We start from the raw sequence: 21,086 nt of genomic DNA on the forward strand, positions 1-21,086 counted from the left end.
GCCCTCTCGCCCGAACCGACGGGCGAGAGGGCGTTTTGTCGTTTAGAGCTTACTGAACGTTGGCGCCGACAGCGGTATCCCACTGGCCGGTGATGACGGTCTTGGCGGCATTCTGTTCCTCGATGGTGGGGAACACAGCCTTGGCGTAACCTTCAGCCGGCGGCAGCGCGTCAAGCATGGCCTGGGGGATCGAGCCCTTGGCGGCCAGGTCGTTGAAGCGGATCGGGTGGCAATAGCCTTTCAGCCAGCCGAGCTGACCTTCGTCCGAATAGAGGTATTCCATCCAGAGCTTGGCAGCGTTCGGATGGGGTGCGTAGGCGGAGATGGCCTGGATATACACACCGGCGACGACGCCGGTCTTGGGAACGACGATCTCGGCCGCCGGGTTGCCGGCAAAGCTGTCGCGCCATGCGAGCAGGTTGTAATCCCAGGCGACGACGATCGGGGTCGTGCCCTGAGCCAGCGATGCGGACTTGCCGATCACGGGAACGAAGTTGCCAGCCTTGTTGAGCTCGCCAAAGAACTTGAGGCCGGCATCAGCGGCGCCAGCAGCGTCGGCACCGGTCGAAAGGCCGGCAGCGTAGACGGACTGGATGGCCTGCGACGAGGCGCGCGGATCACCAGCAAGGGCGACTGCGTTGGCATATTCCGGCTTGGCCAGATCGGCCCAGTCGGTTGGCATGGTGGTGACGATGTCTTTATTCACGAGGAACGCCATCACGCCATAATAGTCGCCGTACCAGAAGCCATCGGCGTCCTTGGCGTCAGCTGGGATCGAGTCCCAGGTCGAAACCTTGTAAGCCTGGATCAGGCCATCGGCCTTTGCCTGGGGGCCGAAAGCCAGACCAACGTCGATCACGTCGGGGGCCTGCGGGCCGGTATTGCCCTGGTTTGCCTTGATGGCTTCGATTTCGTCGGCCGAGCCGGCATCGGGGTTCAGCTCGTTGACGGTGATGCCCGGATACTTGGCCTTGAAGCCTTCGATCACGGCGCCATAGCCGCACCAGTCATGCGGCAGCGCGATGGTGGTCAGCTGGCCTTCGGCCTTGGCAGCGTCGTAGAGCGCGGTGAGATCGGCCTGGGCAAACGCTGGAGCGCTTACCGCCATCACGGTGAGCATCGATACCGATGCCGCGAGGGCTTTCTTCATGATCATGTTCAGTCTCCCTGATTTTATGACTTGCCTCGCGCCATCCATGCCGACAGGTCGGAACGGGGATGCAAAGCGGGTAGATGTGTCGCAAGTCCGGCGAATGTGGTGCCCCGTTTCGCCGGTTACACGCCATGGTCCCATAGCCGGGGCGCTGGCGAAGTGCCGGTGAAGTAATGAGGCGACGTGACAGTTGAATGACGGAGTAAAACGCTCCCCCGCGCCGTTTCAGCGGGCTATGCGTGCCGCTGCGACCGGTTCGTTCGACTGTCTGTGTGGTCCATGAGCATCCCCCCGACTGCAATTGTGACAGTGCATGTTTGGATGAACTTAGTCCAGATGGTCAAAAATTGGTGCTGCAACGTTGCGAGAGGCCGTTGAACGGCAGCCAAGCCCGGGTCCGTCTGGCGTTATGCAAGCAGAAAGATCACGGCTTTTGGCCAGCACGGTAAATGTGTCCTTCACGCCAGTTTAGACTGCTTCTAAACTGCTGGAATTGTTATTGATTTTATAAGTTGATATTGATAGTCCGCTTTGGATCGTCGCGTCCCATGCCAGTGGCCCGCGCAGAAATTAGTCCTCTGGAGGAATTTTCCATGGTCCTGACCGGCACCACAGCGCTCAAGCGCTTCGCCCTGGTTCTCACGCTGTCCGTCGCCCCCGTCGCGGCCTTCGCGCAGGCGCCGGCCGATGCCGACGTGCTGACCAATTACGCCAATATCGCCGAGGCCGGCTACGGCGATGCGCTGAGCACCGCCAAGGCGCTGGAGACCGCCGTCGATGCGCTGATCGCGACGCCGAGCGAAGCGACCCTGACCGCTGCTCGCGACGCCTGGAAGGCCGCCCGCATCCCCTACCAGCAGACCGAGGCGTTCCGCTTCGGCAATCCAATCGTCGACGAGTGGGAAGGCAAGGTGAATGCCTGGCCGCTCGATGAAGGCCTGATCGACTATGTCGATGCCGGCTATGGCACCGAGAGCGACAGCAATCCGCTGTACGTCGCCAATATCATCGCCAACCCCAAGATCATGGTCGACGGCGCGGAAATCGACGCGACCGAGATTACCCCTGAACTGCTGCAGGACAAGCTGCAGGAAGCCGCGGGCGTAGAGTCCAACGTGGCCACCGGCTACCACGCCATCGAATTTCTGCTCTGGGGCCAGGACCTGCACGGCACCGGTCCCGGCGCCGGCGAGCGTCCATTCACCGACTATTCCACTGCCGAGCATGCGGACCGCCGCGCCGCCTATCTCAAGGCCGCCACCACGCTGCTGGTGAGCGACCTGCAGGAGATGGCCGGCGACTGGGCCCAGGGCGGCGCTGCCCGCGCGGCCAGCCCGGGCCTCGGGATCGCCTCGATCCTGACCGGCATGGGCTCGTTGTCCTATGGCGAAGTGGCCGGGGAGCGCATGAAGCTGGGCTTGCTGCTGCATGATCCCGAAGAAGAGCATGACTGCTTCTCTGACAACACGCATGCCTCGCACCTCAATGACGGCATCGGCGTGCGCAATGTCTATCTCGGCAAATATACGCGGGTCGATGGCTCGGTGGTCGAAGGTGCCTCGCTGAGCGAGTTGGTTGCGGCCAAGGATCCGGCGCTCGATACCGAGATCAAGGCACTGCTCGACGACACCGTGGTCAAGCTGACGGCTATCGCCACCCGTGCCGAAAATGGCGAGGCCTATGACCAGCAGATCGCCGAGGGCAATGTTGAAGGCAATGCCACAGTGCAGGCCGGCATCGACGCCCTGATCGCCCAGACCCGCGGTATCGAACGCGCCGTGGCCCTGCTGCAGCTCGACAACGTCACCATCGAGGACAGCGACAGCCTGTCCAACCCGGATGCGGTGTTTCAGTAAGAACTAGCGCCACTCCCGGGGCGGGTCCCCCCACCCCTAACCCCTCCCCTCAAGGGGGAGGGGAACTGCCTCCGCTCGCTGCGACACATCGGTTCCTTCGCCCCCTCCCCCTTGAGGGGAGGGCCGGGGTGGGGGTAAGCCAAGGCGAACTGGAAATCGGCAATGAAAACCCGTCTCACCCTCGTTCTCGTCGCGCTCCTCGCCACCGGCCTCGCCTTCGCGCAGGAGGGGACCAACGTCCGCACCGACCTGACCCCCGAAGACCTCGCCCGCGTGGCCCGCGTCACCGCGCCGACCACCGATTTTTCCAAACCAGAGGCCTCGGAAAACCTGCAGGCCGGCAAGGGCACGACCAAGTTCACGGTCAATGCCGACTCGTTCTCCCACTTCATGGCCAATCTCAGCTTCGAGCAGGAAGAAACCTTCAAGCTCGGCAATGCGCTGTTCCGCAAGATCTGGGTGTCCTCGCCATCCTCGACGCAGGCCTCCGACGGGCTGGGCCCGCTGTTCAATGCACGCGGCTGCCAGAGCTGCCATATCAAGGACGGCCGCGGGCATCCGCCGTTCATCGGCAATGACGGCGTCTCGATGTTCCTCCGCCTCTCGGTGCCGCCAGGCGAGAATGACACGCGCCTCGCCATGGATGGCGTTATCGCCGGCGAAGTGGGCGATCCCACCTACGGCACGCAATTGCAGGATTTTGCCGTGCCCGGCCTCAAGGCCGAGGGCCGCATGGTGATCGATTATACCGATCTGCCGGTAACACTGGGCGACGGCACGGTGGTCACGCTCCAGAACCCTCATTATTCGGTCGCCGACCTCAATTACGGCCCGATGTCGCCTGACGTGATGATCTCCCCGCGCGTGGCGCCGCCGATGATCGGGCTGGGACTGGTCGAGCAAATTCCGGCTGCGGATATCCTCGCCCATGCCGATCCCGAAGACCTCGACGGCGACGGCATTTCCGGCAAGGCCAACTGGACCATCGATCCGGTCAGCAAGACTGTCATGATCGGCCGGTTCGGCTGGAAAGCCGGCATGCCGACTATTCGCAGCCAGTCCGCCGCCGCCTTTGCGGGCGATATCGGCATATCGACGCCTATCGATAACCTGCCGCATGGCGATTGCACCGAGCTGCAGACCGAATGCCTCGCCATGCCCACCGGCGTCCAGGCCCGGCTGGGTGACTCCGAGGCACCTGACCCGGTGATGGACCTCGTCACCTTCTATTCGCAGACCCTGGGCGTGCCCGAGCGCCGTAACGCCGGCGATGCGGCCGTGCTGCGCGGCAAGGCGGCCTTTTACGGCGCCGGCTGCGCTGCCTGCCACATGCCCAAATTCGTCACCAGCCGCGATGCGCCAGAGAAAATCCACCAATTTCAGTTGATCTGGCCCTATTCGGATTTTCTGCTGCACGATATGGGCGAGGGCCTTGCCGATAATCGCCCCGAGGGCCAGGCCGATGGTTCTGAGTGGCGCACACCGCCACTCTGGGGCATCGGGCTGACGCAGACGGTTTCGGCGCATACGCAGTTCCTGCATGATGGGCGGGCGCGCAACCTGACCGAGGCTATCCTCTGGCATGGCGGTGAGGGCCAGAAGGCGCGCGACGCCTTTGCCGACCTGCCGAAATCCACCCGCGATGACCTTTTGGCCTTTTTGGAGTCGCTATGATGCGGATTGTGCTGGCTCTGCTGTTCGCGCTGATCGCCGGTCCGGCCATGGCGCAATTGTCCACCTCGCCCGGCGAAGTCATGCGCGGCGCGGTCAACAATTTCATCCGCCCGGCGATGACCGATTTCGGCGGCAAGGCCGATGCGTTGAGCACTGCGGTGGCCCAACTTTGCACCACGCCATCGCAAGCCAATCTGAGCGCCGTCGACACCGCCTTTGCCAATACCGCGCTTGCCTTCGGGCGGATCGAAGCGATCCGCGTCGGCCCGATCATGGAGGAGAACCGCGCCGAACGGCTGCTGTTCTGGCCCGACCGCAAGGGCATCGCCCTTAAGCAGGTGCAGGCGATCCTTTCCAGTCAGGACGAGAGCGCCACGTCGCCCGAGACGCTGCGCAGCAAGAGCGTAGCGGTGCAGGGGCTGACGGCGCTGGAATTCGTGCTCTATGGCACGGGGTTTGAGGCGCTGAACACCGCCGACGGTGCCTTCCGCTGTCGCTATGGTCTGGCCATCGCGCAAAGCGTCGCCAACGTCGCCGACGAGCTGGTAGCCGCCTGGAATGCCGAGGATGGCATCGCGCTGCACCTGATGAAGCCGGACGCCACGTTCACCGATTTCCGCACGCCCGTCGAGGCGCAGGAGGAACTGGTCGGCATCCTGTCGCATGGCATCGAGGCGGTACGCGATACGCGGCTCAATCCGTTCCTTGCCAAGGGCGCTGCTGCTGCCAAGCCCAAGCTGGCGCTGTTCTGGCGGTCCGGCCTGACCGTGCCGATGGCGCGAGCCAATATCGATGGCCTGCAAGCGCTCTATGACCTGTCGGGCATTGATGGCGGCGTGCCGGCGGACCGCACGGCCCTACCCGTGGCGATTTCGGCCGAATTCGCCCAGGCCGACGCTGCGCTTGATCTCGTAACCGACCCCGTTGAAACCGCCGTGGCCGATCCCGCTCAGGCGCAAGCGCTCGCCGATGTGGTCACCGCGACCCAGCAGCTTGGCGTGCTGATCGGCGAGCAGCTCTCCTCTGCGCTCGGGCTGAGCGTCGGCTTTTCCTCGCTGGACGGAGACTGATCATGTGGCAGCGTCGGGCATTTCTCAAAGCTGCCGGCGTCGGCTTTGCCGCAAGCCTTTTGCCGCAGCAGCTCATGGCGCTGGAGCGAAACGAGCTAGTCTTCGCCTCTTCGGTACAGACCAAGGCCGGCGGCTACGGCGCGGTGCTGATGGGTGAGCGCGGTGATGTGATCACCACGCTGGCACTCCCCGATCGCGGCCATGACATCACCGTCAGCATTGAGGCGGGCAGGGGCGTGGTGTTCGCCCGCCAGCCCGGCACCTTCGCGGTGGTGTTCGATCCGGCCGGCAAGGAAGCCCCGATCACCCTCACCAGCCCCGAAGGCCGCCACTTCTACGGCCACGGCGTGTTCTCACCCGATGGCCGGTGGCTCTACGCCACCGAAAGCGATTTCGAAGCCGCCAAGGGCGTCATTGGCGTCTACGACACCCGCGCCGGCTACCAGCGCATTTCCGAATTTCCCACCTACGGCACCGGCCCGCACGAATTGCTGCTGATGCCCGATGGCAAGACCCTGGTCATCGCCAATGGCGGCATCGAAACCCATCCCGATTACGGCCGCACCGAACTCAACCTCGATACCATGGACCCGTCCGTGGCTTTCGTGGATCGCACCAGTGGCGAACTGGTCGGCCAATTGCGGCTCGATGCCGGCCTGCACCAGCTCTCCATCCGCCACATGGCCATCGATGCACGCAGCCGCGTCTGGTTCGGCTGCCAGTTCCGCGGCAGCGCCAGCGCCAGCCCGCAACTGGTCGGCTATGCCACCATGGACGGCGAGATCAAGCTGATCGAACTGCCCTCCGTTACCCTGCTCGATCTGCGCAATTATGTCGGCTCGGTCGCGGCTTCGTCGGATGGCTCCACCATCGCCGTGTCGTCCCCCGAGGGCGACTTGCTGGTGGCCATCGATGCCGAAGGCAAGCGCCCGGTATTGGTGGAAACCCTGCGCAATGGCTGTGGCCTGGCGCCGGATGGGGCTGGCTTCGTCGCCAGTAGCGGCGAGGGCGAGTTGATCGGCATAGCGGGCTCGCGCGAAGAGCGGCAGCAGTTCGATTTCTCGTTTGACAATCACATGTTGCGGGTGGGGTAGGGGCGCCGCTACCCCCACCCTCATTCCCTCCCCACGAGGGGGAGGGAAGCCTGCTCCGCGATAGGCATAGTTCAGAGCGACTCGATAGTTCTATTAGCCAGAGACGGCTACGCCATCGTCTCCCTCCCCCTTGTGGGGAGGGACGGCGCGTAGCGCCAAGGGTGGGGGTCCGGCTAACGCCGCGTTTACTTCTCCATCACCGGCCCCGAACTCTGCCGCAGCACCAGTTCGACTGGCCAGAGCTCGTGGATATCCTCCACCGGCTTGCCCGACAGGATCTGCAGGATCAGCTCCGCAATTCGCACCCCGGCCGTGCGGATCGAGGACCGAGTCGTCGACATCGTTGGGTACATATTGTCGGCGTTGAGATACGGAAACACGTCGTCATGGGCGATCATCGAGACCTCCTGCCCCAGCGTCAGCCCCGCCTGCCGGATAGCCCGGAACACGCCGAGCGCGGTCATCATCGAACCCGCCAGAAACGCCGTCGGCCGGGGCCGCAGTTCGAGCATGGCCTGGGCCAGGCGGAACGCAACTTCGTCGGTGAAGGTGGAATTGCCCATCAGCGCCGGATCGAACGACACCCCACGCGCCGATAGGGCGGCCAGATAACCCAACTCGCGGTGTTCGGCAAAGGTCTGTCCCTTCATGCCATTGAGCAGGGCGATCCGACGGTGCCCGAGATCGAGCAGGTGCGAGGTGGCGCGTTCGATGGCGCCGGTATTGTCGATGTCGAGCCAGGCCAGCGGCCGCGCCGCATTGGTGCGGCCGTGCAGCACGAAGGGCAGGCCCAGGTCCATCAGCAGTTCGGCGCGCTGGTCGTTGAGCTTGGGCGATTGCAGGATGACCGCATCAACGCGCTGACTGGCGGCAAAGCGGCGATAGGCGGCGATTTCGTCCTGATACGTCTCGACCGTGGAGACCAGGATATCGATCTCCTCGGCCGCCAGCCGCTCGCCAACCCCGCCGAGAAATTCACTGGCATGGGGGCCGAATTCGGTCGAGGCGCGCAGCACCATGCCGATGGCTCCGGCGCGGCCGGTGGCCAGGCGCAGGGCGCTGGCATTGGGGCGATAGCCCAGCCTTGCGGCGGTCTCGGCAACGCGCAGGCGCGTTGCCTCGTTGACCTCGGGATAGCCGTTCAGGGCGCGGCTTACCGTGGTTTGAGACAGGCCCAGATGTTGCGCGAGATCTTTCAGCCGCATTGATTGAAACTGCCCCGGGCCATCATTGAACAGTCGCGCAATGCCGGTAAAACCAGGCGATTTGCACTGTCTGAAACTTGCCTTAGGGGCACGCGTCCGCTTTGAACAGCGGTTTCGCGCATCTCCTCCTGGCATCATTCAAAGCGATTTCAAATTTTTGCGCAAGCCCGGATTTTGGCGGCAGTTTTGTGAGGTACGTTCCTCACCCAGGTTTTCTGCGGCGAGCCGAGTGTTAGGATCTGACGGGCACCAAGCCATTGCAAATGAACACTAAATTTTGAAAGTCTTAAATTGTCCCGAGAATCTATGTTGCCGCAGCTTGACAGAAATTGTGCGCTCTGGTTGTTTTCTCCCCAAAGCGCTTTGGGAACTCGAGTGGTTTCAGTCACCGATCCGGGGTGCTTTTTGGGGGAGGACTTGCGGAACCTGGTTGGCGCCCATGCGCGGCGGCCGGTTTTGGCGCTCTCCCTGATGATTGGTTCATTCGGGAGGATATCTATGAAAATCAATAAGTTGCTCATTGGCCTGCTGGCCAGCGTCACGCTGATTTCCAGCGTTGCTCAGGCGGCTCAGCTGGCTGTGGTGTCGGGCGATACCGGCAATGGCCTGGCGTTCCTGCAGGAACAGCTCAAGAAGTTCGAGGCCGATACCGGCAACACCGTCACCATCGTGCCGATGCCATCCTCGACCACCGACCAGTTCGGCCAGTACAAGCTGTGGCTCGCGGCCGGCAATGCCGATATCGACGTCTACACCACCGACGTGATCTGGGCTCCCCAGCTTGCCGACCAGTTCCTCGACCTGACCGATGCCGCCAAGGGCGTCGTGGCCGACCACTTCCCCTCGATCATCGAATCCCAGACCGTGAACGGCAAGCTCGTCGCCATCCCGGCCTATACGGATGCGCCGGCGCTGTTCTACCGCAAGGACTTGCTGGAAAAGTACAAGAAGGAAGTGCCCAAGACCTGGGCCGAGCTCAAGGCAACCGCACAGGAAATCCAGGATGGCGAACGCGCCTCCAACCCGGATATCTATGGCTTCGTGTTCCAGGGCAATGCCTATGAGGGCCTGACCTGCAACGCCCTTGAATGGGTGAAGTCCTATGGCGGCGGCCAGATCGTTGAGGCCGATGGCACCATCTCGATCAACAACCCGCAGGCCGTTGCCGCTCTCGAAGAGATCAAGAGCTTTGTCGGCACCATCTCGCCTGAAGGCAACCTGGCCTATATGGAAGAAGAAAGCCGTGGCGTCTGGCAGCTAGGCAATGCCGTTTTCATGCGCAACTGGCCTTATGCCTACGCACTGGGCAATGGCGATGACTCGGCCATCAAGGGCAAGTTCGACGTGGCTCCCCTGCCAGCTGGCGAAGGCGCCGATGCGCGCTCGGCAGCCACTTTGGGCGGCTGGAACTATGCAGTGTCCAAGTACTCCAAAGCTCCTGAAGAAGCCATCAAGCTGGCGCTCTATCTGAGCTCGGCTGAAGTGCAGAAGAACCGCGCCATCCAGCAGACCAACCTGCCCACGATCGCCTCGCTCTATGACGATGCGGACGTGCTCAAGGCTGCGCCCTTCATGGCCGCCTGGAAGGAAATCTTCCAGAATGCCGTGCCGCGTCCTTCGGCTCCCACCAAGGCCAACTACAACGAAGTATCGTCCAAGTTCTGGAGCGCCGTGCACAACACCCTCGCTGGTGACGGCACCGCCGCCGAAAACCTGGAACTGCTCGAAGCCGATCTGAACGACCTCAAGGGCTCCGGCTGGTAAGTCCTCCTACCGAGCCACGCAGAGCGGGCGGCAGGGCTTTCCCCGCCGTCCGCTTTGCGCAAAGATAAGCTTAAAACTGGGGAGGAGACTGAACGATGGCGACGGACACTCTAGCGCCGCCGATGGCATTGCCCGGCGTGAGAATCAAATCGGAGCTGATGCAGCAGCGCGCCCGCGCCGCTCGCTGGTTCCTCCTGCCCATGTTGATCGCATTGGCGGTGGTGGCGGGCTGGCCATTGCTGCGCTCGATCTATTTCTCATTCACCGATGCCTCGCTGAACAACCTGTACGGCGCCGAATGGGTGGGTTTTAACAATTACCTGCGCTGGACCACGCTCGACAGCGGCAAGACCGTCTATCGTGGCCTCTTGGTCGATCCCAAGTGGTGGGGCGCCGTCGGCAATACGCTGCGCTTTGCCGCCTATTCGGTGACCTTCGAAGCCATTTTCGGCATGATCGTGGCGCTGGTGCTGAACGCCGAATTCAAGGGCCGCGGCATTGTCCGCGCCGCCATCCTGATCCCCTGGGCCATCCCGACCATCGTCTCGGCCAAGATGTGGAGCTGGATGCTCAACGACCAGTTCGGCATTCTCAATGACCTGGGCATGAAGCTCGGTCTGCTCAGCCAGAAAGTCGCCTGGACCGCCAATGCCGATACGGCCATGACGGCGGTGCTGATCGTGGACATCTGGAAGACCACGCCGTTCATGGCGCTGCTGATCCTGGCCGGCCTGCAGATGATCCCCAAGGACATCTATGAGGCCGCCGAGATCGATGGCGTGCATCCGGTCAAGCAGTTCTTCCGCATCACGCTCCCTTTGGTTCGTCCCGCCCTCATGGTGGCGATCATCTTCCGTCTGCTCGATGCGTTGCGCATTTTCGATCTGATCTATGTGCTGACGCCCAACAGCGATGCCACCAAGACCATGAGTGTGCTGGCGCGCGAAAACCTGTTCGACTTCGATAAGTTCGCCTACGGCTCGGCGATGTCGACCATGCTGTTCCTGATCATCGCCGTGCTGACCATTTTGTATATCTGGCTCGGCAAGGTTCGCTTCGACGGGGGAGATCGCTGATGGTCGGCACATTCGATCTGTGGAAAGTCACCAAGACGACCCTGTTCTATCTGCTGGTCATCTTCATCGTCGTGGAGTCGGTATTCCCGTTCTACTACGCGATCCTGACCAGCTTCAAAACCGGCACCGACCTGTTCCGCGTCAGCTATTGGCCGGACTCGTTCAGCTGGGGTAATTATGCGGCGGTGCTCAATACCGGCAGCTTCCCGCGTAACCTGCTGAACTCGGTGTTCATCTCGGCCACAACGGTGCTGCTGGCGCTGTTCCTGGCCATTACCGCCTCGTTCGCCCTGAGCCGCGTGCGGTTCCGTGGCCGTGGCCTGTTGCTGATGACGATCCTGGCCGTCTCGATGTTCCCGCAGATTGCGGTGCTGGCCGGCCTGTTCGAAGTCATCCGCTCGCTGGGGATATACAACACCCCCTGGGCACTGATCTTCAGCTACACGATCTTCACGCTGCCGTTCACCGTGTGGGTGCTGACCACCTTCATGCGTGATCTGCCGATCGAGATCGAGGAAGCCGCCATCGTCGATGGGGCCTCGCCCTGGGTCATCATCACCCGTGTGTTCATGCCGCTGATGTGGCCGGCTTTGGTGACGACGGGCCTCCTGGCCTTCATCGGCGCCTGGAACGAGTTCCTGTTCGCGCTGACCTTCACCTCATCGAACGATACCCGCACCGTGCCGGTCGCCATCGCGCTGCTCTCGGGCGGTTCAAGCCACGAAATTCCGTGGGGCGCCATCATGGCGGCCTCCGTCATCGTCACCATACCGCTCGTGGTACTGGTGCTGATCTTCCAGCGCAAAATTGTTTCCGGCCTGACCGCCGGCGGCGTCAAGGGTTAGGGAAACACCACAATGGCAAACATTCAACTCCGCAACGTCCGCAAGGCCTTCGGCGCCGTCGAGGTCATCAAGGGCATCGATCTCGATATCCGCTCGGGCGAATTCATGGTGTTCGTCGGCCCCTCGGGCTGCGGCAAATCCACGCTGCTGCGGCTGGTGGCGGGCCTGGAGGATATCACCTCTGGCGAGCTGGCTTTCGACGGCAAGGTGGTCAATGGCCTCGCCCCGTCCAAGCGTGGCATCGCCATGGTGTTCCAGTCTTACGCGCTCTATCCGCATATGACGGTGTTCGACAACATGGCCTTCGGGCTGACCCTGGAAAAGGGCACCGACAAGGACGAGATCCGCAAGCGCGTCGAAAACGCCGCCGAACTGCTACAGATCACGCCCTATCTGGCGCGCCTGCCCAAGCAGCTTTCGGGTGGCCAGCGCCAGCGCGTCGCCATCGGCCGCGCCATCGTGCGCGACCCAAAGGTGTTCCTGTTCGACGAGCCTCTGTCGAACCTTGATGCGGCGCTGCGCGTCGCCACCCGCATCGAAATCGCCAAGCTGCATGAGAGCATGCACAATGTGACGATGATCTATGTGACCCACGACCAGGTCGAAGCCATGACGCTGGCCGACCGTATCTGCGTGTTGCGCGATGGGTTGGTCGAGCAGGTCGGCACGCCCATGGAACTCTACGAAACGCCGGACTCGCTGTTCGTGGCCGGCTTTATCGGCTCGCCCAAGATGAACTTCATTGCCGGCGATAAGGCGAAGCCGTTCAATGCCCATACGGTGGGCGTGCGCGGCGAGCATCTGGTGATCAAGCCGAGCGATGGCACCTGGAGCGGCACCGTCATCCACACCGAAAATCTCGGGGCGGACAGCTATGTCTATCTCGAAATGGGCACCGAGGAGCCCGTCGTGGTCCGCCTCGACGGCGTCAACAACTACAAGAGCGGCGATACGGTCCACATCTCGCCGATGGACGACAAAATCCATCGCTTCGATGCGGCCGGCAAGCCGATCCGCTAGACAACCAGCGCGACTGCGGCAGAAACGAACACAGGGGCGCCGAACTTCGGGTTTGGCGTCACTTTCTTGGCGGGTTGTTCCGCCACCTTATCAACAGTGGCGCGTTGCCCCGGAACGGGTTCGCACAGCGCGCCAGAACTTCAAATTTCTATAGGAGACGACAATGGCGATCCGAACCCTGGTGTGGGGCGAAAACGTTCACGAACAAAAGAACAAGGTCGTTGCCGACAACTACCCCGAAGGGATGCATACCCAGATCGCCAAGTTGCTGTCCCAGGACAGCAATATCGTGGCCAAGACCGCGACCCTGCAGGAGCCCGAGCACGGCTGCACCGTCGAGGCGCTGGCCAATACCGATGTGCTGGTCTGGTGGGGCCATGCCGCCCACGGCCAAGTCGAAGACGAGATTGTCGAGCGCGTCGCCAAGCGGGTGTGGGAGGGCATGGGCCTGATCGTGCTGCATTCGGGCCATTTCTCCAAGATTTTCAAGCGCCTGATGGGTTCGCCCTGCGCACTGCACTGGCGTGAAGCGGGCGAGCGCGAGCGCCTGTGGGTGGTCAATCCCGGCCATCCGATCGCCAAGGGCCTGCCGGCCTATTTCGAGCTCGAAAACGAAGAAATGTACGGCGAGCCCTTCTCGGTGCCGGAGCCGCTGGAAACGGTGTTCGTGTCCTGGTTCCAGGGCGGCGAAGTGTTCCGGAGCGGGCTGACCTACCGTCGCGGCGCCGGCAACGTGTTTTACTTCCGCCCCGGCCACGAAACCTATCCGACCTATCACGACGACACCGTCGGCAAGGTGCTGCGCAACGCGGTGAACTGGGCTTACAATCCCGAAAGCCACCCCGAAATTCTCGATGCGCCGAACACCCCGGTTGAGGAAGCCATCGAGAAGATCGAAGAGCGCGGCCCCAAACTGCATCACGGCCGCGAAGAAGGCTTCAAGTAAGGATACGCCGACTTCCAGGTGAGGCTGGTCTGCAAATGGCGGTCTTCTCCGCTTCCGGTGCTCACGTACTTGAGTACGCTCCGCTCCGGTTCTCGAAGACCACCATTTTCGGCTCAGCCTGACCTGGACCTCGACATATCCTGGGTGCCACATAACCAAGCAAATGAGCCGCCGGACCGGCAGGCAAACGATGAACTGACCACTAGCGTGGTCGAGAAGGAATAAAAGAATGCGGCTGCTCATTCTGGGTACCGGAGGCATGGCCAACCAGCATGCCAAACACTTTGCCGCCATTGAAGGCGTGACGCTGGTCGGCGGCGTCGACGTCGATCCCGCCCGGGTCGAGGCGTTCTGCGCCACCCACAATATTCCGCGCGGCTTCGGCTCGCTCGATGCGGCCCTGGCTTGGGGCGAATTCGACGCCATCGCCAATGTGACGCCCGATAGCGTGCACCACGCCACCACCATGGCGGCGCTCCATGGCGGCAAGCACGTGTTCTGCGAAAAGCCGCTGGCGACCGATCACCAGAAGGCCATGGAGATGACCGAGACGGCCGAACGGCTGGGCCTCATCAACATGGTCAACCTGACCTATCGCAATGTCGCGCAGTTGCAGAAAGCCCGCGAGATCGTCGCCTCCGGCCAGGTCGGCAAGGTCAAGCATTTCGAGGCGAGCTACCTGCAAAGCTGGCTGGTCTCCAAGGCCTGGGGCGATTGGCGCACGGAGTCGCAGTGGCTGTGGCGCCTCTCCAAGAGCCACGGCTCCAATGGCGTGCTCGGCGATATCGGCGTGCACATCCTCGATTTTGCCGCCTATGGCGCCTGCAGCGATTACGCCAAGGTATTCTGCCGGCTGGAAACCTTCGAGAAGGCCGAGAACAACAAGATTGGCGAATACGATCTCGACGCCAATGACAGCTTTGCCATGACGGCGCAGATGCAAAACGGCGCGCTCGGCGTTATCCACGCCACCCGTTGGGCCACCGGCCATTTCAACGAACTGCGCCTGCGCATCTATGGTGAACTTGGGTCGGTCGAAATCCAGCACCGGCACGACTGGAGCAAGCTGCGGACATGCCTCGGTGCGGACGCCGAAACCGGCACCTGGACCGAAGTCGAATGCGACCCCGTCCCGACAAATTACATGCGCTTCGTCGAGGCCGTGCGCAGCGGTGTCAACCTTGAGCCCTCGTTCCGGCATGCGACGAACATCCAGAAAGTTCTGGACCTGGCCACGGTCACCGACCGCGACCACACCGAACACAAGGTGGCGTAAGGGCGGGCGTTTGAGTTTGAAAGGCCCCGCTTCGGCGGGCCTTTTTATTGGCGCGAGGATGTTCAGTGGCCGCCGGTCTTGGACACCAGGTTCACGATCAGTACGCCGCCGACGATCATGGCCATGCCCACGATGCCGGCCAGGTCGATCTTTTGGCCGAGGAACAGCAGGCCAACCAGCGAGACCAGAACGATGCCCACGCCGGACCAGGTGGCGTAGGCAATGCCGACCGGAATGGTTTTGAGCGTCAGCGACAGGAAATAGAACGCCGACGCATATCCGACCGCCACAATGATGCTGGGGACAAGCTGGGTGAAGCCTTCGGCCGCCTTGAGTGCACTGGTCGCAATCACCTCGCTGACAATCGCGATGGCGAGAAACAGATAATTGGTCATAGCAATTGCTCCGGTTGATCCGGACTGCCCTAAATCACCCAAAAAGCCTCGCGTCACGCTCAATTCCGCGTGATCGGGCAGGGCAACTCCCTGCCATGCAATCATGGCACCGCTGTTACAGCGCCTCTTGCAACCGGGGCTCTGGGTTCCGACTTATGCCCCAACAATTGGAGCGTCACATGAGCATTCTTGGCACCATCATTATCGGTTTCCTCGCAGGTCTGATCGCCCGCTGGGTCACGCCGGGCAATCATCATCCGCGCGGCTTCATTCTCACCACCGTGCTCGGCATTGTGGGCGCCGTGGTCGCCACCTGGCTGGGGCAGCGGGTCGGCTGGTATGGGCCCACTGATGGCGCCAATTTCATCGGCGCCATTGTGGGCGCGGTGATCATCCTGCTCGGCTGGAACCAGCTCGCCCGCCGGACCTAATCGACATCGCCGAGCAGGCGGCGCGGGCCCGGACCATGCGCCGCCAGCTTGTCCTCCCAGTTCAACAAGCCGCAGCGGTCGATCGACAGGCAGCCGCAGCCGATGCAGTCGGCCATGCCGCTACGCAGGCGTTGTAATTGCGCAATCCGCGCGTCCAGCCCCGCCGCCCAGCGCCTGGACATCGCCTCCCAATCCTCGCGCGATAGCGGCCGCCCCTCGGGCAGGCCAGCGAACGCTGTGCCGACTTCGGCCAGTGAAATCCCCAATTCTTGCGCCACGCGGATGATCGCGATCCGCCGCAGCACATCCATGCCATAGCGTCGCTGGTTGCCGGCCGTGCGGTGGCTTTGGATCAGCCCCTTGGCTTCGTAAAAATGTAGCGCCGACACCGCCACGCCGGCCCGCTCCGCCACCTGCCCAACCGTCAATTCTTTCGCCATCGCCGCTCTTGACCTCAAGTAATGTTGAGGTTGTAGACCCGCATCCAACTCTTGGAAAGGGACGACAGATGACGACCAGCATGCCCCATATCGATGGGCTCTACGAAACTCACCTCACCGTCGCCGATCTTACCCGCTCGATTGCCTTCTACCGCGACGTTGTCGGCCTCGAACTCGCCAAGACGTTCGCCGAGCGCCGCATCGCCTTCTTCTGGATCAACGACAAGAAAACCAGCATGCTGGGCCTGTGGGAGACCGGCAGCGGTCCATTGCGCATGCACCTGCACATCGCCCTTCGCATGACCGTCGCGGGCGTTCTGGCCTCGGCCGCAGCCCTGCAGGCACATGGCGTCGCGCCGCTCGGCTTTCACGGCGAGCCGTCATCCGAGCCGGTGGTCTTGAGCTGGATGCCGGCCGTCTCGCAATATTTCGCCGACCCGGACGGCCATTCCATCGAGTTCATTGCCATACTGGATGAGGCGGCGGATGACGCCTTCGGCATCGGGCCGTATTCGGCCTGGCTGGCGCGATAGCCCCAACAAAAAGGGCGCCCACTGGGCGCCCTCGGCAGTGCAGGTCAATCCACCGATCACTTGATCTCGGTAATCCGCCCGTCGACATGGGGCGTGTAGCTGCCGCCCTGCTTGGCGATATAGTCGGCAACGACTTCTTCCAGCGGCGGGCCGAAGTCATAGGCGTTTTCGCCTTCGGCAAAGGTGCCATAGCCGTCGCCGCCGCCACGAACGTAGTTGTTGGTGACCACGGTATAGGTGGCGTCCTCGTCGATCGGCGCCCATGCGTCGCCGCCGACGAGCACCATGACGTCGCTGACGCGTTCACCGGCCGGCTTTGCCAGGCTGAACGAATATTTCAGCCCCGCCACCTGGGCGAAGCGCCCCGCACCGTTTTCGACGTCGCTGACGCCGTTTTCCAGCGCTTCGATAACGTCGGCGCCCGAAACCTGCACTGTTGCCAATGTGTTGGAGAACGGCAGCACGGTGATGACTTCGCCCTTGGTGATGTCGCCCGCATCAATCGAGGCGCGCACGCCGCCGCCATTCTGGAAGGCGATGGTCGCGCCCTGGCCGCTTGCGCGGTCGAGGATGGCATCGGCCAAGAGGTTACCCATGGCGCATTCCTGCGCCCGGCAGGTTTCGCGCGAGCCGTCGATGGCAGCCGTGGCGCTGCCGATGACGACGCCCATGGCTTCCTTGATCGGGCCGGCCAAAGCGGTCAACTGCGTGGCGAAATCGGTATCGCCCTTGACCGAGGCGTCGATCAGGAACGGGGCGCCCTCGGCCTTGGTGACGACGCCGTTGTCATCCCAGGTCACCGCGATATCGCCCAGATATTTGCCATACTGGTTGGCCGTCACGATCGGCACTTCGACCCCATCGGGATTTTTGACCATGGTGGGGTAGGGGCCAGCGGCCTTCTCGTCGGTGTTGGACAGCAGCGTATGGGTATGCCCGCCCACGATCACGTCGACCAGCGGCAAAGCCGCCGCGACCTGCTGGTCCATCGGATAGCCGATATGGCTGAGTAGGATGATCTTGTCGACGCCGGCAGCATCGAGCGCTTCGGATGCGCCGCGCACATACTGGATCACGTCGGTGAACTCGACATCGTCGCCGGGCGAGGAAATGTCGGGGGTGTCTTCAGTGGTCGCGCCGATGATGCCGATCTTTTGCCCGCCAACCTCGAGGACGATCGAGCCCTTGATCTTGCCGCGCAGGTCGGGCGAACGGGAAACGTCGAAATTACCGCCGATGATGGGGAATTTGGCCGCAGCGATGAATTTGGAGAATTCGGCCGGGCCGTCGTCGAATTCGTGGTTGCCAGTGGCAACGACGTCAAAGCCCATCTGGTTGAAGAAGTCCGAGACAACCTTGGATTTGTAGGTGGTGTAGTAGAGCGAGCCCTGAAAGTTGTCGCCGGCCGAGATCAGCAGGGAATTGCCATCCTTGAATTGCGCGCGCTTGGCGTCGATTTCGGTCTTCAGCCGCGCGATGCCGCCAAAGCATTCGCCCTTGGCGTCGGTTTCTGCATTGCAGTCGCTGTCGGTGCCGGTAATGGGGTCGAAGCGCGAGTGGAAATCGTTGATGTGCAGGATATTGAGCGTGAAATCGGCGTAAGCCGCGCCGGAAAAGCCGGCCATCATGGTCAGCGCCGTGGCGCCGAGGAGTAATTTTTTCATCCCTGTCATCCTTTTGGTTTTATGTCGTGAAGTCCTTCGGCAAGCATCGGCCACGGGGCCGCGACGAGGCATGAGTTAACCAGTAATTTATGACATGGGAAAGTGGACCGGCCGGTCAAAATCCGCGGCTCCGGGTCAACCGCCAGTTCAGCCTTTCTCAACCATCGCGACCAACATTGCATCCTGGCCATGCAACCGTAAGCATTGCGGCAAGTGCGCCTGCCTAGGATAGCTGCATCGATGGCTTGGTGTGTGGGGAAATGTCGTGAGCGCAGCCTTGTTCAGCATGATGCCGAATCCCACGCCGATGCCGGTCGAAGGGCCTTCGGTCATGGGCCAGTTGGCGGCTTTCGTCGCCATCGGCGCAGCAGGCGCAGCGGGGTTTGTGGCGCTGTCGAGCCTTGCCAGCCAGGTGACGGGGGCCGAAAGCTCCTGGGTCAACGCGCTGTGCTATACGGCACTGATTGGGCCGGTCTATCTCGCCCATCGCCGCTTTTCCTTCCAGTCCGAGCTGCCGCACAGCCATGCGCTGCCTCGCTATATCGGCGTGCAGTTGATGGCAGTGGCGCTGGTGACGCTGTTCTCCTTCGTGGTCTATGGCCTTTTGGGCATGACTTCGGTGGTCGCCGCCACGCTGGTGATCGCCCTGACTTCGGGGCTCAATTTCGTGGTGCTGCGCGGCTGGGCCTTCGCCCAACACGCGCCAGTCACTCTGTTCCAGTTGCGGCCGATTGCCCACGAATAACGCCTCGGGTTCCAAAACCGCCACTTTGCGATAAGCTCCGCCGCGTTGATTTGCGGGGATTTGGGCATGCGCAGTGCATTGATCGTTTATGGTGGCTGGGCGGGGCATGACCCCGAAGAATGCGCGGCGATCTACCGCCGCTGGCTGCACGAAGACGGGTTTTCCGTGCGCATGGCCACCGAAACGTCGGCCTTCGCCGACCCCTCGATCCATGATCTGTCGCTGATCATTCCGATCTTTTCCATGGGCACGATTCAGAAGGACGAGGTCGAGAACCTGACCCGCGCCGTGCAAAACGGCGTCGGCTTGGCGGGCCATCATGGCGGCATGAGCGACGCCTTCCGTGATGCGGTCGACTACCAGTTCATGGTGGGCGGGCAGTGGGTGCAGCACCCCGGCAATATCGTCGATTACACCGTCGATATCACCAGGCCAGACGACCCGATCATGGCCGGCCTCAAGAGCTTCCCCTACACGTCCGAGCAATATTACATGCATGTCGACCCCTCCAACGAGGTGTTGGCGACGACGACATTTTCGGGCGAGCACGCGCCCTGGATCGAGGGCGTGATCATGCCGGTGGTATGGAAGCGCCGCCACGGGCAGGGGAGGGTGTTTCACTCGACGCTGGGCCATCAGGTCAGGGAATTCGAGGTGCCCGAAATGGCGACCATCCTGCGGCGGGGGCTGAATTGGGCCGCCCGCGAAGAACTACCAGCGTAGCGCGAAACGGCCGATCAGCGCGCCGAGGGCGGCAACCACCAGAATGCCCAGCGTGTACCAGAGCATGAGGAACATCATGCCGTTTTCGCCGCAGTGGAACGAATAGACCCAGGCCCCGGCGCCGCCGGCGAAGAGGCCGGCAGCGAAGCCGGCAAGCGTTGCATTGGCCGGCGCCATGCGGCGCAGCACCAGCATCACGCCGGCAAGGACCGGCAGCGACAAGCCTACAATGTACCACGGGCAAACCAGCGACGAGCCACCCACGACCAGGTGCATGGTCTGGTCCGCCGGCATGATCATCAGTTGCGCTACCGCGCCCACGCCCAGCAGCACAGCCAGCCCAAGCGCGACAATCCAGGGCCAGCGCGTTCTTCCATCGGGGCGCGCCAGCACGATGGTGGCGCAGAATCCCAATACCGCCAGGGCAAACGTGTAAAAAGACTTGGTCCAGAACATCATGGTGGTGGGCGCCGTGGCGATGTCCTCGCGCAGGCCCAGCATCATATACATGGCGATCGCCGCGACGATGCCGCCGGCAACCAGCGCGCCGATCAGCAATTGCCACATCACGCCGCGCCGCACCGGGCGCAGGTCCATGCTCAATCTGGCGATCAGATCATCGGTCATCGCGGCCTCCCGAAAAGCGGGCGGTAAGGGCCTTGAGCCCGCGATGGATCGACACCTTGGCGGCGGTTTCGGTCATGCCGACCGTCTTGGCGGCCTCGGCAATGGACGCGCCCTCGACCCTGACCTGCCGGATTAGTGCGCCGGTGCGTGGCGACACCGTTTGCAAAACGGTCTCGATATCCATGCGCGCCGCCGTGTCTTCGCTCTCGTCGCGCGCGAAAATCGGCGCGTCGTCATCGAGCTGCACGGTGGGGCGAATGGCGTGGCGGCGGATGTGGTCGACGAATTTGTGGTGCGCAACCGCATGCAGCCAGGCCGTGAACGGCCGGTCGCGGTCATAGGTCATGCGGCGTGTATGGACCGCCAGCAAAGTCTCTTGCACCAGATCCTCCGCGTGGGATGAGTGGGCGGCGTGCAGCCGCCGGGTGAAATAGGGTCGCAGGTGCCGGCTCAATTCGGCCAGCAGCGTGCGATAGGCCGCGGCATCGCCATCCAGCGCTGCGAGCATCAGCGCTCGCAACCGCGTTTCTATGGTGTCCGTCTCGACCA

21 protein-coding genes are annotated in these 21,086 nt (G+C 62.5%); 14 read left to right on the top strand and 7 right to left on the bottom strand.

Annotation, left to right across the window (positions count from 1 at the left end):
• Window positions 1–49: 49 nt before the first annotated feature.
• On the bottom strand, window positions 50–1,120 hold the full coding sequence (locus ABIB57_RS10600; protein ID WP_502914383.1) for an ABC transporter substrate-binding protein: 1,071 nt from the start codon (window positions 1,118–1,120) through the stop codon (window positions 50–52).
• Window positions 1,121–1,746: 626 nt separating this feature from the next.
• Here ABIB57_RS10600 and ABIB57_RS10605 point away from each other — a divergent pair.
• The 4 genes from ABIB57_RS10605 (at window position 1,747) to ABIB57_RS10620 (ending at window position 6,847) form a co-directional block, all read left to right on the top strand.
• Window positions 1,747–3,009, top strand: a complete 1,263-nt coding sequence (locus tag ABIB57_RS10605) for an imelysin family protein (RefSeq protein ID WP_354040644.1) — start codon at window positions 1,747–1,749, stop codon at window positions 3,007–3,009.
• A 162-nt stretch (window positions 3,010–3,171) separates the two neighbouring features.
• Window positions 3,172–4,683, top strand: coding sequence for a di-heme oxidoreductase family protein (locus ABIB57_RS10610; RefSeq protein WP_354040645.1), 1,512 nt, complete (start codon window positions 3,172–3,174; stop codon window positions 4,681–4,683).
• A complete protein-coding gene (locus ABIB57_RS10615) occupies window positions 4,680–5,753 on the top strand; it encodes an imelysin family protein (RefSeq protein WP_354040646.1) in 1,074 nt (357 codons plus the stop codon). Before ABIB57_RS10610 ends, ABIB57_RS10615 begins: the two co-directional genes overlap by 4 nt.
• A gap of 2 nt (window positions 5,754–5,755) precedes the next feature.
• Window positions 5,756–6,847: a DUF1513 domain-containing protein gene (locus tag ABIB57_RS10620; RefSeq protein WP_354040648.1), complete on the top strand. Its 1,092-nt coding sequence runs from the start codon at window positions 5,756–5,758 to the stop codon at window positions 6,845–6,847.
• Between the two features lie 185 nt (window positions 6,848–7,032).
• Here the strand turns inward: ABIB57_RS10620 and ABIB57_RS10625 are convergent, their stop codons facing one another.
• Complete coding sequence (locus ABIB57_RS10625) at window positions 7,033–8,052, bottom strand: substrate-binding domain-containing protein (protein WP_354040650.1); 1,020 nt, start codon at window positions 8,050–8,052, stop codon at window positions 7,033–7,035.
• Window positions 8,053–8,550: 498 nt separating this feature from the next.
• On the opposite strand from ABIB57_RS10625, the gene ABIB57_RS10630 reads away from it, so the two are divergent.
• From ABIB57_RS10630 to ABIB57_RS10655, 6 genes are all read left to right on the top strand, one after another.
• Window positions 8,551–9,816: an ABC transporter substrate-binding protein gene (locus tag ABIB57_RS10630; protein WP_354040652.1), complete on the top strand. Its 1,266-nt coding sequence runs from the start codon at window positions 8,551–8,553 to the stop codon at window positions 9,814–9,816.
• A gap of 95 nt (window positions 9,817–9,911) precedes the next feature.
• Window positions 9,912–10,892 (top strand): carbohydrate ABC transporter permease, encoded by a 981-nt coding sequence (locus ABIB57_RS10635; protein ID WP_354040654.1) that lies wholly within the window; start codon window positions 9,912–9,914, stop codon window positions 10,890–10,892.
• Window positions 10,892–11,737 (top strand): carbohydrate ABC transporter permease, encoded by an 846-nt coding sequence (locus ABIB57_RS10640; protein ID WP_299725938.1) that lies wholly within the window; start codon window positions 10,892–10,894, stop codon window positions 11,735–11,737. The genes ABIB57_RS10635 and ABIB57_RS10640 overlap by 1 nt, the downstream gene beginning before the upstream one ends.
• Window positions 11,738–11,749: 12 nt before the next feature.
• A complete protein-coding gene (locus tag ABIB57_RS10645) occupies window positions 11,750–12,757 on the top strand; it encodes an ABC transporter ATP-binding protein (RefSeq protein ID WP_354040655.1) in 1,008 nt (335 codons plus the stop codon).
• Between the two features lie 163 nt (window positions 12,758–12,920).
• Window positions 12,921–13,703 (top strand): ThuA domain-containing protein, encoded by a 783-nt coding sequence (locus ABIB57_RS10650; protein ID WP_354040657.1) that lies wholly within the window; start codon window positions 12,921–12,923, stop codon window positions 13,701–13,703.
• Window positions 13,704–13,932: 229 nt separating this feature from the next.
• Entirely contained in the window at window positions 13,933–14,979 is a 1,047-nt protein-coding gene (locus ABIB57_RS10655; RefSeq protein ID WP_354040658.1) for a Gfo/Idh/MocA family protein, read from the top strand.
• Between the two features lie 62 nt (window positions 14,980–15,041).
• Here the strand turns inward: ABIB57_RS10655 and ABIB57_RS10660 are convergent, their stop codons facing one another.
• Window positions 15,042–15,374 (bottom strand): DMT family transporter, encoded by a 333-nt coding sequence (locus tag ABIB57_RS10660; protein ID WP_354040660.1) that lies wholly within the window; start codon window positions 15,372–15,374, stop codon window positions 15,042–15,044.
• A 179-nt stretch (window positions 15,375–15,553) separates the two neighbouring features.
• Here ABIB57_RS10660 and ABIB57_RS10665 point away from each other — a divergent pair, with 179 nt between their 5' ends.
• Entirely contained in the window at window positions 15,554–15,805 is a 252-nt protein-coding gene (locus ABIB57_RS10665) for a GlsB/YeaQ/YmgE family stress response membrane protein (RefSeq protein WP_354040661.1), read from the top strand.
• On the opposite strand, the gene soxR is transcribed toward ABIB57_RS10665, so the two are convergent.
• Window positions 15,802–16,245 carry a redox-sensitive transcriptional activator SoxR gene (soxR, locus tag ABIB57_RS10670; RefSeq protein WP_354040662.1) on the bottom strand — a complete coding sequence of 148 codons (444 nt, stop codon included), beginning with the start codon at window positions 16,243–16,245 and terminating at the stop codon, window positions 15,802–15,804. The genes ABIB57_RS10665 and soxR overlap by 4 nt on opposite strands.
• A 68-nt stretch (window positions 16,246–16,313) precedes the next feature.
• Here soxR and ABIB57_RS10675 point away from each other — a divergent pair, with 68 nt between their 5' ends.
• A complete protein-coding gene (locus ABIB57_RS10675; RefSeq protein ID WP_354040663.1) occupies window positions 16,314–16,778 on the top strand; it encodes a VOC family protein in 465 nt (154 codons plus the stop codon).
• A 56-nt stretch (window positions 16,779–16,834) separates the two neighbouring features.
• On the opposite strand, the gene ABIB57_RS10680 is transcribed toward ABIB57_RS10675, so the two are convergent.
• A complete protein-coding gene (locus ABIB57_RS10680; protein ID WP_354040665.1) occupies window positions 16,835–18,442 on the bottom strand; it encodes a bifunctional metallophosphatase/5'-nucleotidase in 1,608 nt (535 codons plus the stop codon).
• 265 nt (window positions 18,443–18,707) lie between these two features.
• On the opposite strand from ABIB57_RS10680, the gene ABIB57_RS10685 reads away from it, so the two are divergent.
• Together ABIB57_RS10685 and ABIB57_RS10690 are read left to right on the top strand one after the other, a co-directional pair.
• Window positions 18,708–19,187, top strand: a complete 480-nt coding sequence (locus tag ABIB57_RS10685) for a GtrA family protein (protein ID WP_354040666.1) — start codon at window positions 18,708–18,710, stop codon at window positions 19,185–19,187.
• A gap of 66 nt (window positions 19,188–19,253) precedes the next feature.
• Window positions 19,254–19,910 carry a ThuA domain-containing protein gene (locus ABIB57_RS10690; RefSeq protein ID WP_354040667.1) on the top strand — a complete coding sequence of 219 codons (657 nt, stop codon included), beginning with the start codon at window positions 19,254–19,256 and terminating at the stop codon, window positions 19,908–19,910.
• On the opposite strand, the gene ABIB57_RS10695 is transcribed toward ABIB57_RS10690, so the two are convergent.
• Window positions 19,899–20,537: an NrsF family protein gene (locus ABIB57_RS10695; protein WP_354040669.1), complete on the bottom strand. Its 639-nt coding sequence runs from the start codon at window positions 20,535–20,537 to the stop codon at window positions 19,899–19,901. The genes ABIB57_RS10690 and ABIB57_RS10695 overlap by 12 nt on opposite strands.
• Window positions 20,527–21,057, bottom strand: coding sequence for a sigma-70 family RNA polymerase sigma factor (locus ABIB57_RS10700; protein ID WP_354041346.1), 531 nt, complete (start codon window positions 21,055–21,057; stop codon window positions 20,527–20,529). Before ABIB57_RS10700 ends, ABIB57_RS10695 begins: the two co-directional genes overlap by 11 nt.
• Window positions 21,058–21,086: the final 29 nt, after the last annotated feature.

The organism is Devosia sp. UYZn731, from assembly GCF_040546795.1.
In the GTDB taxonomy this organism is placed as follows: domain Bacteria; phylum Pseudomonadota; class Alphaproteobacteria; order Rhizobiales; family Devosiaceae; genus Devosia.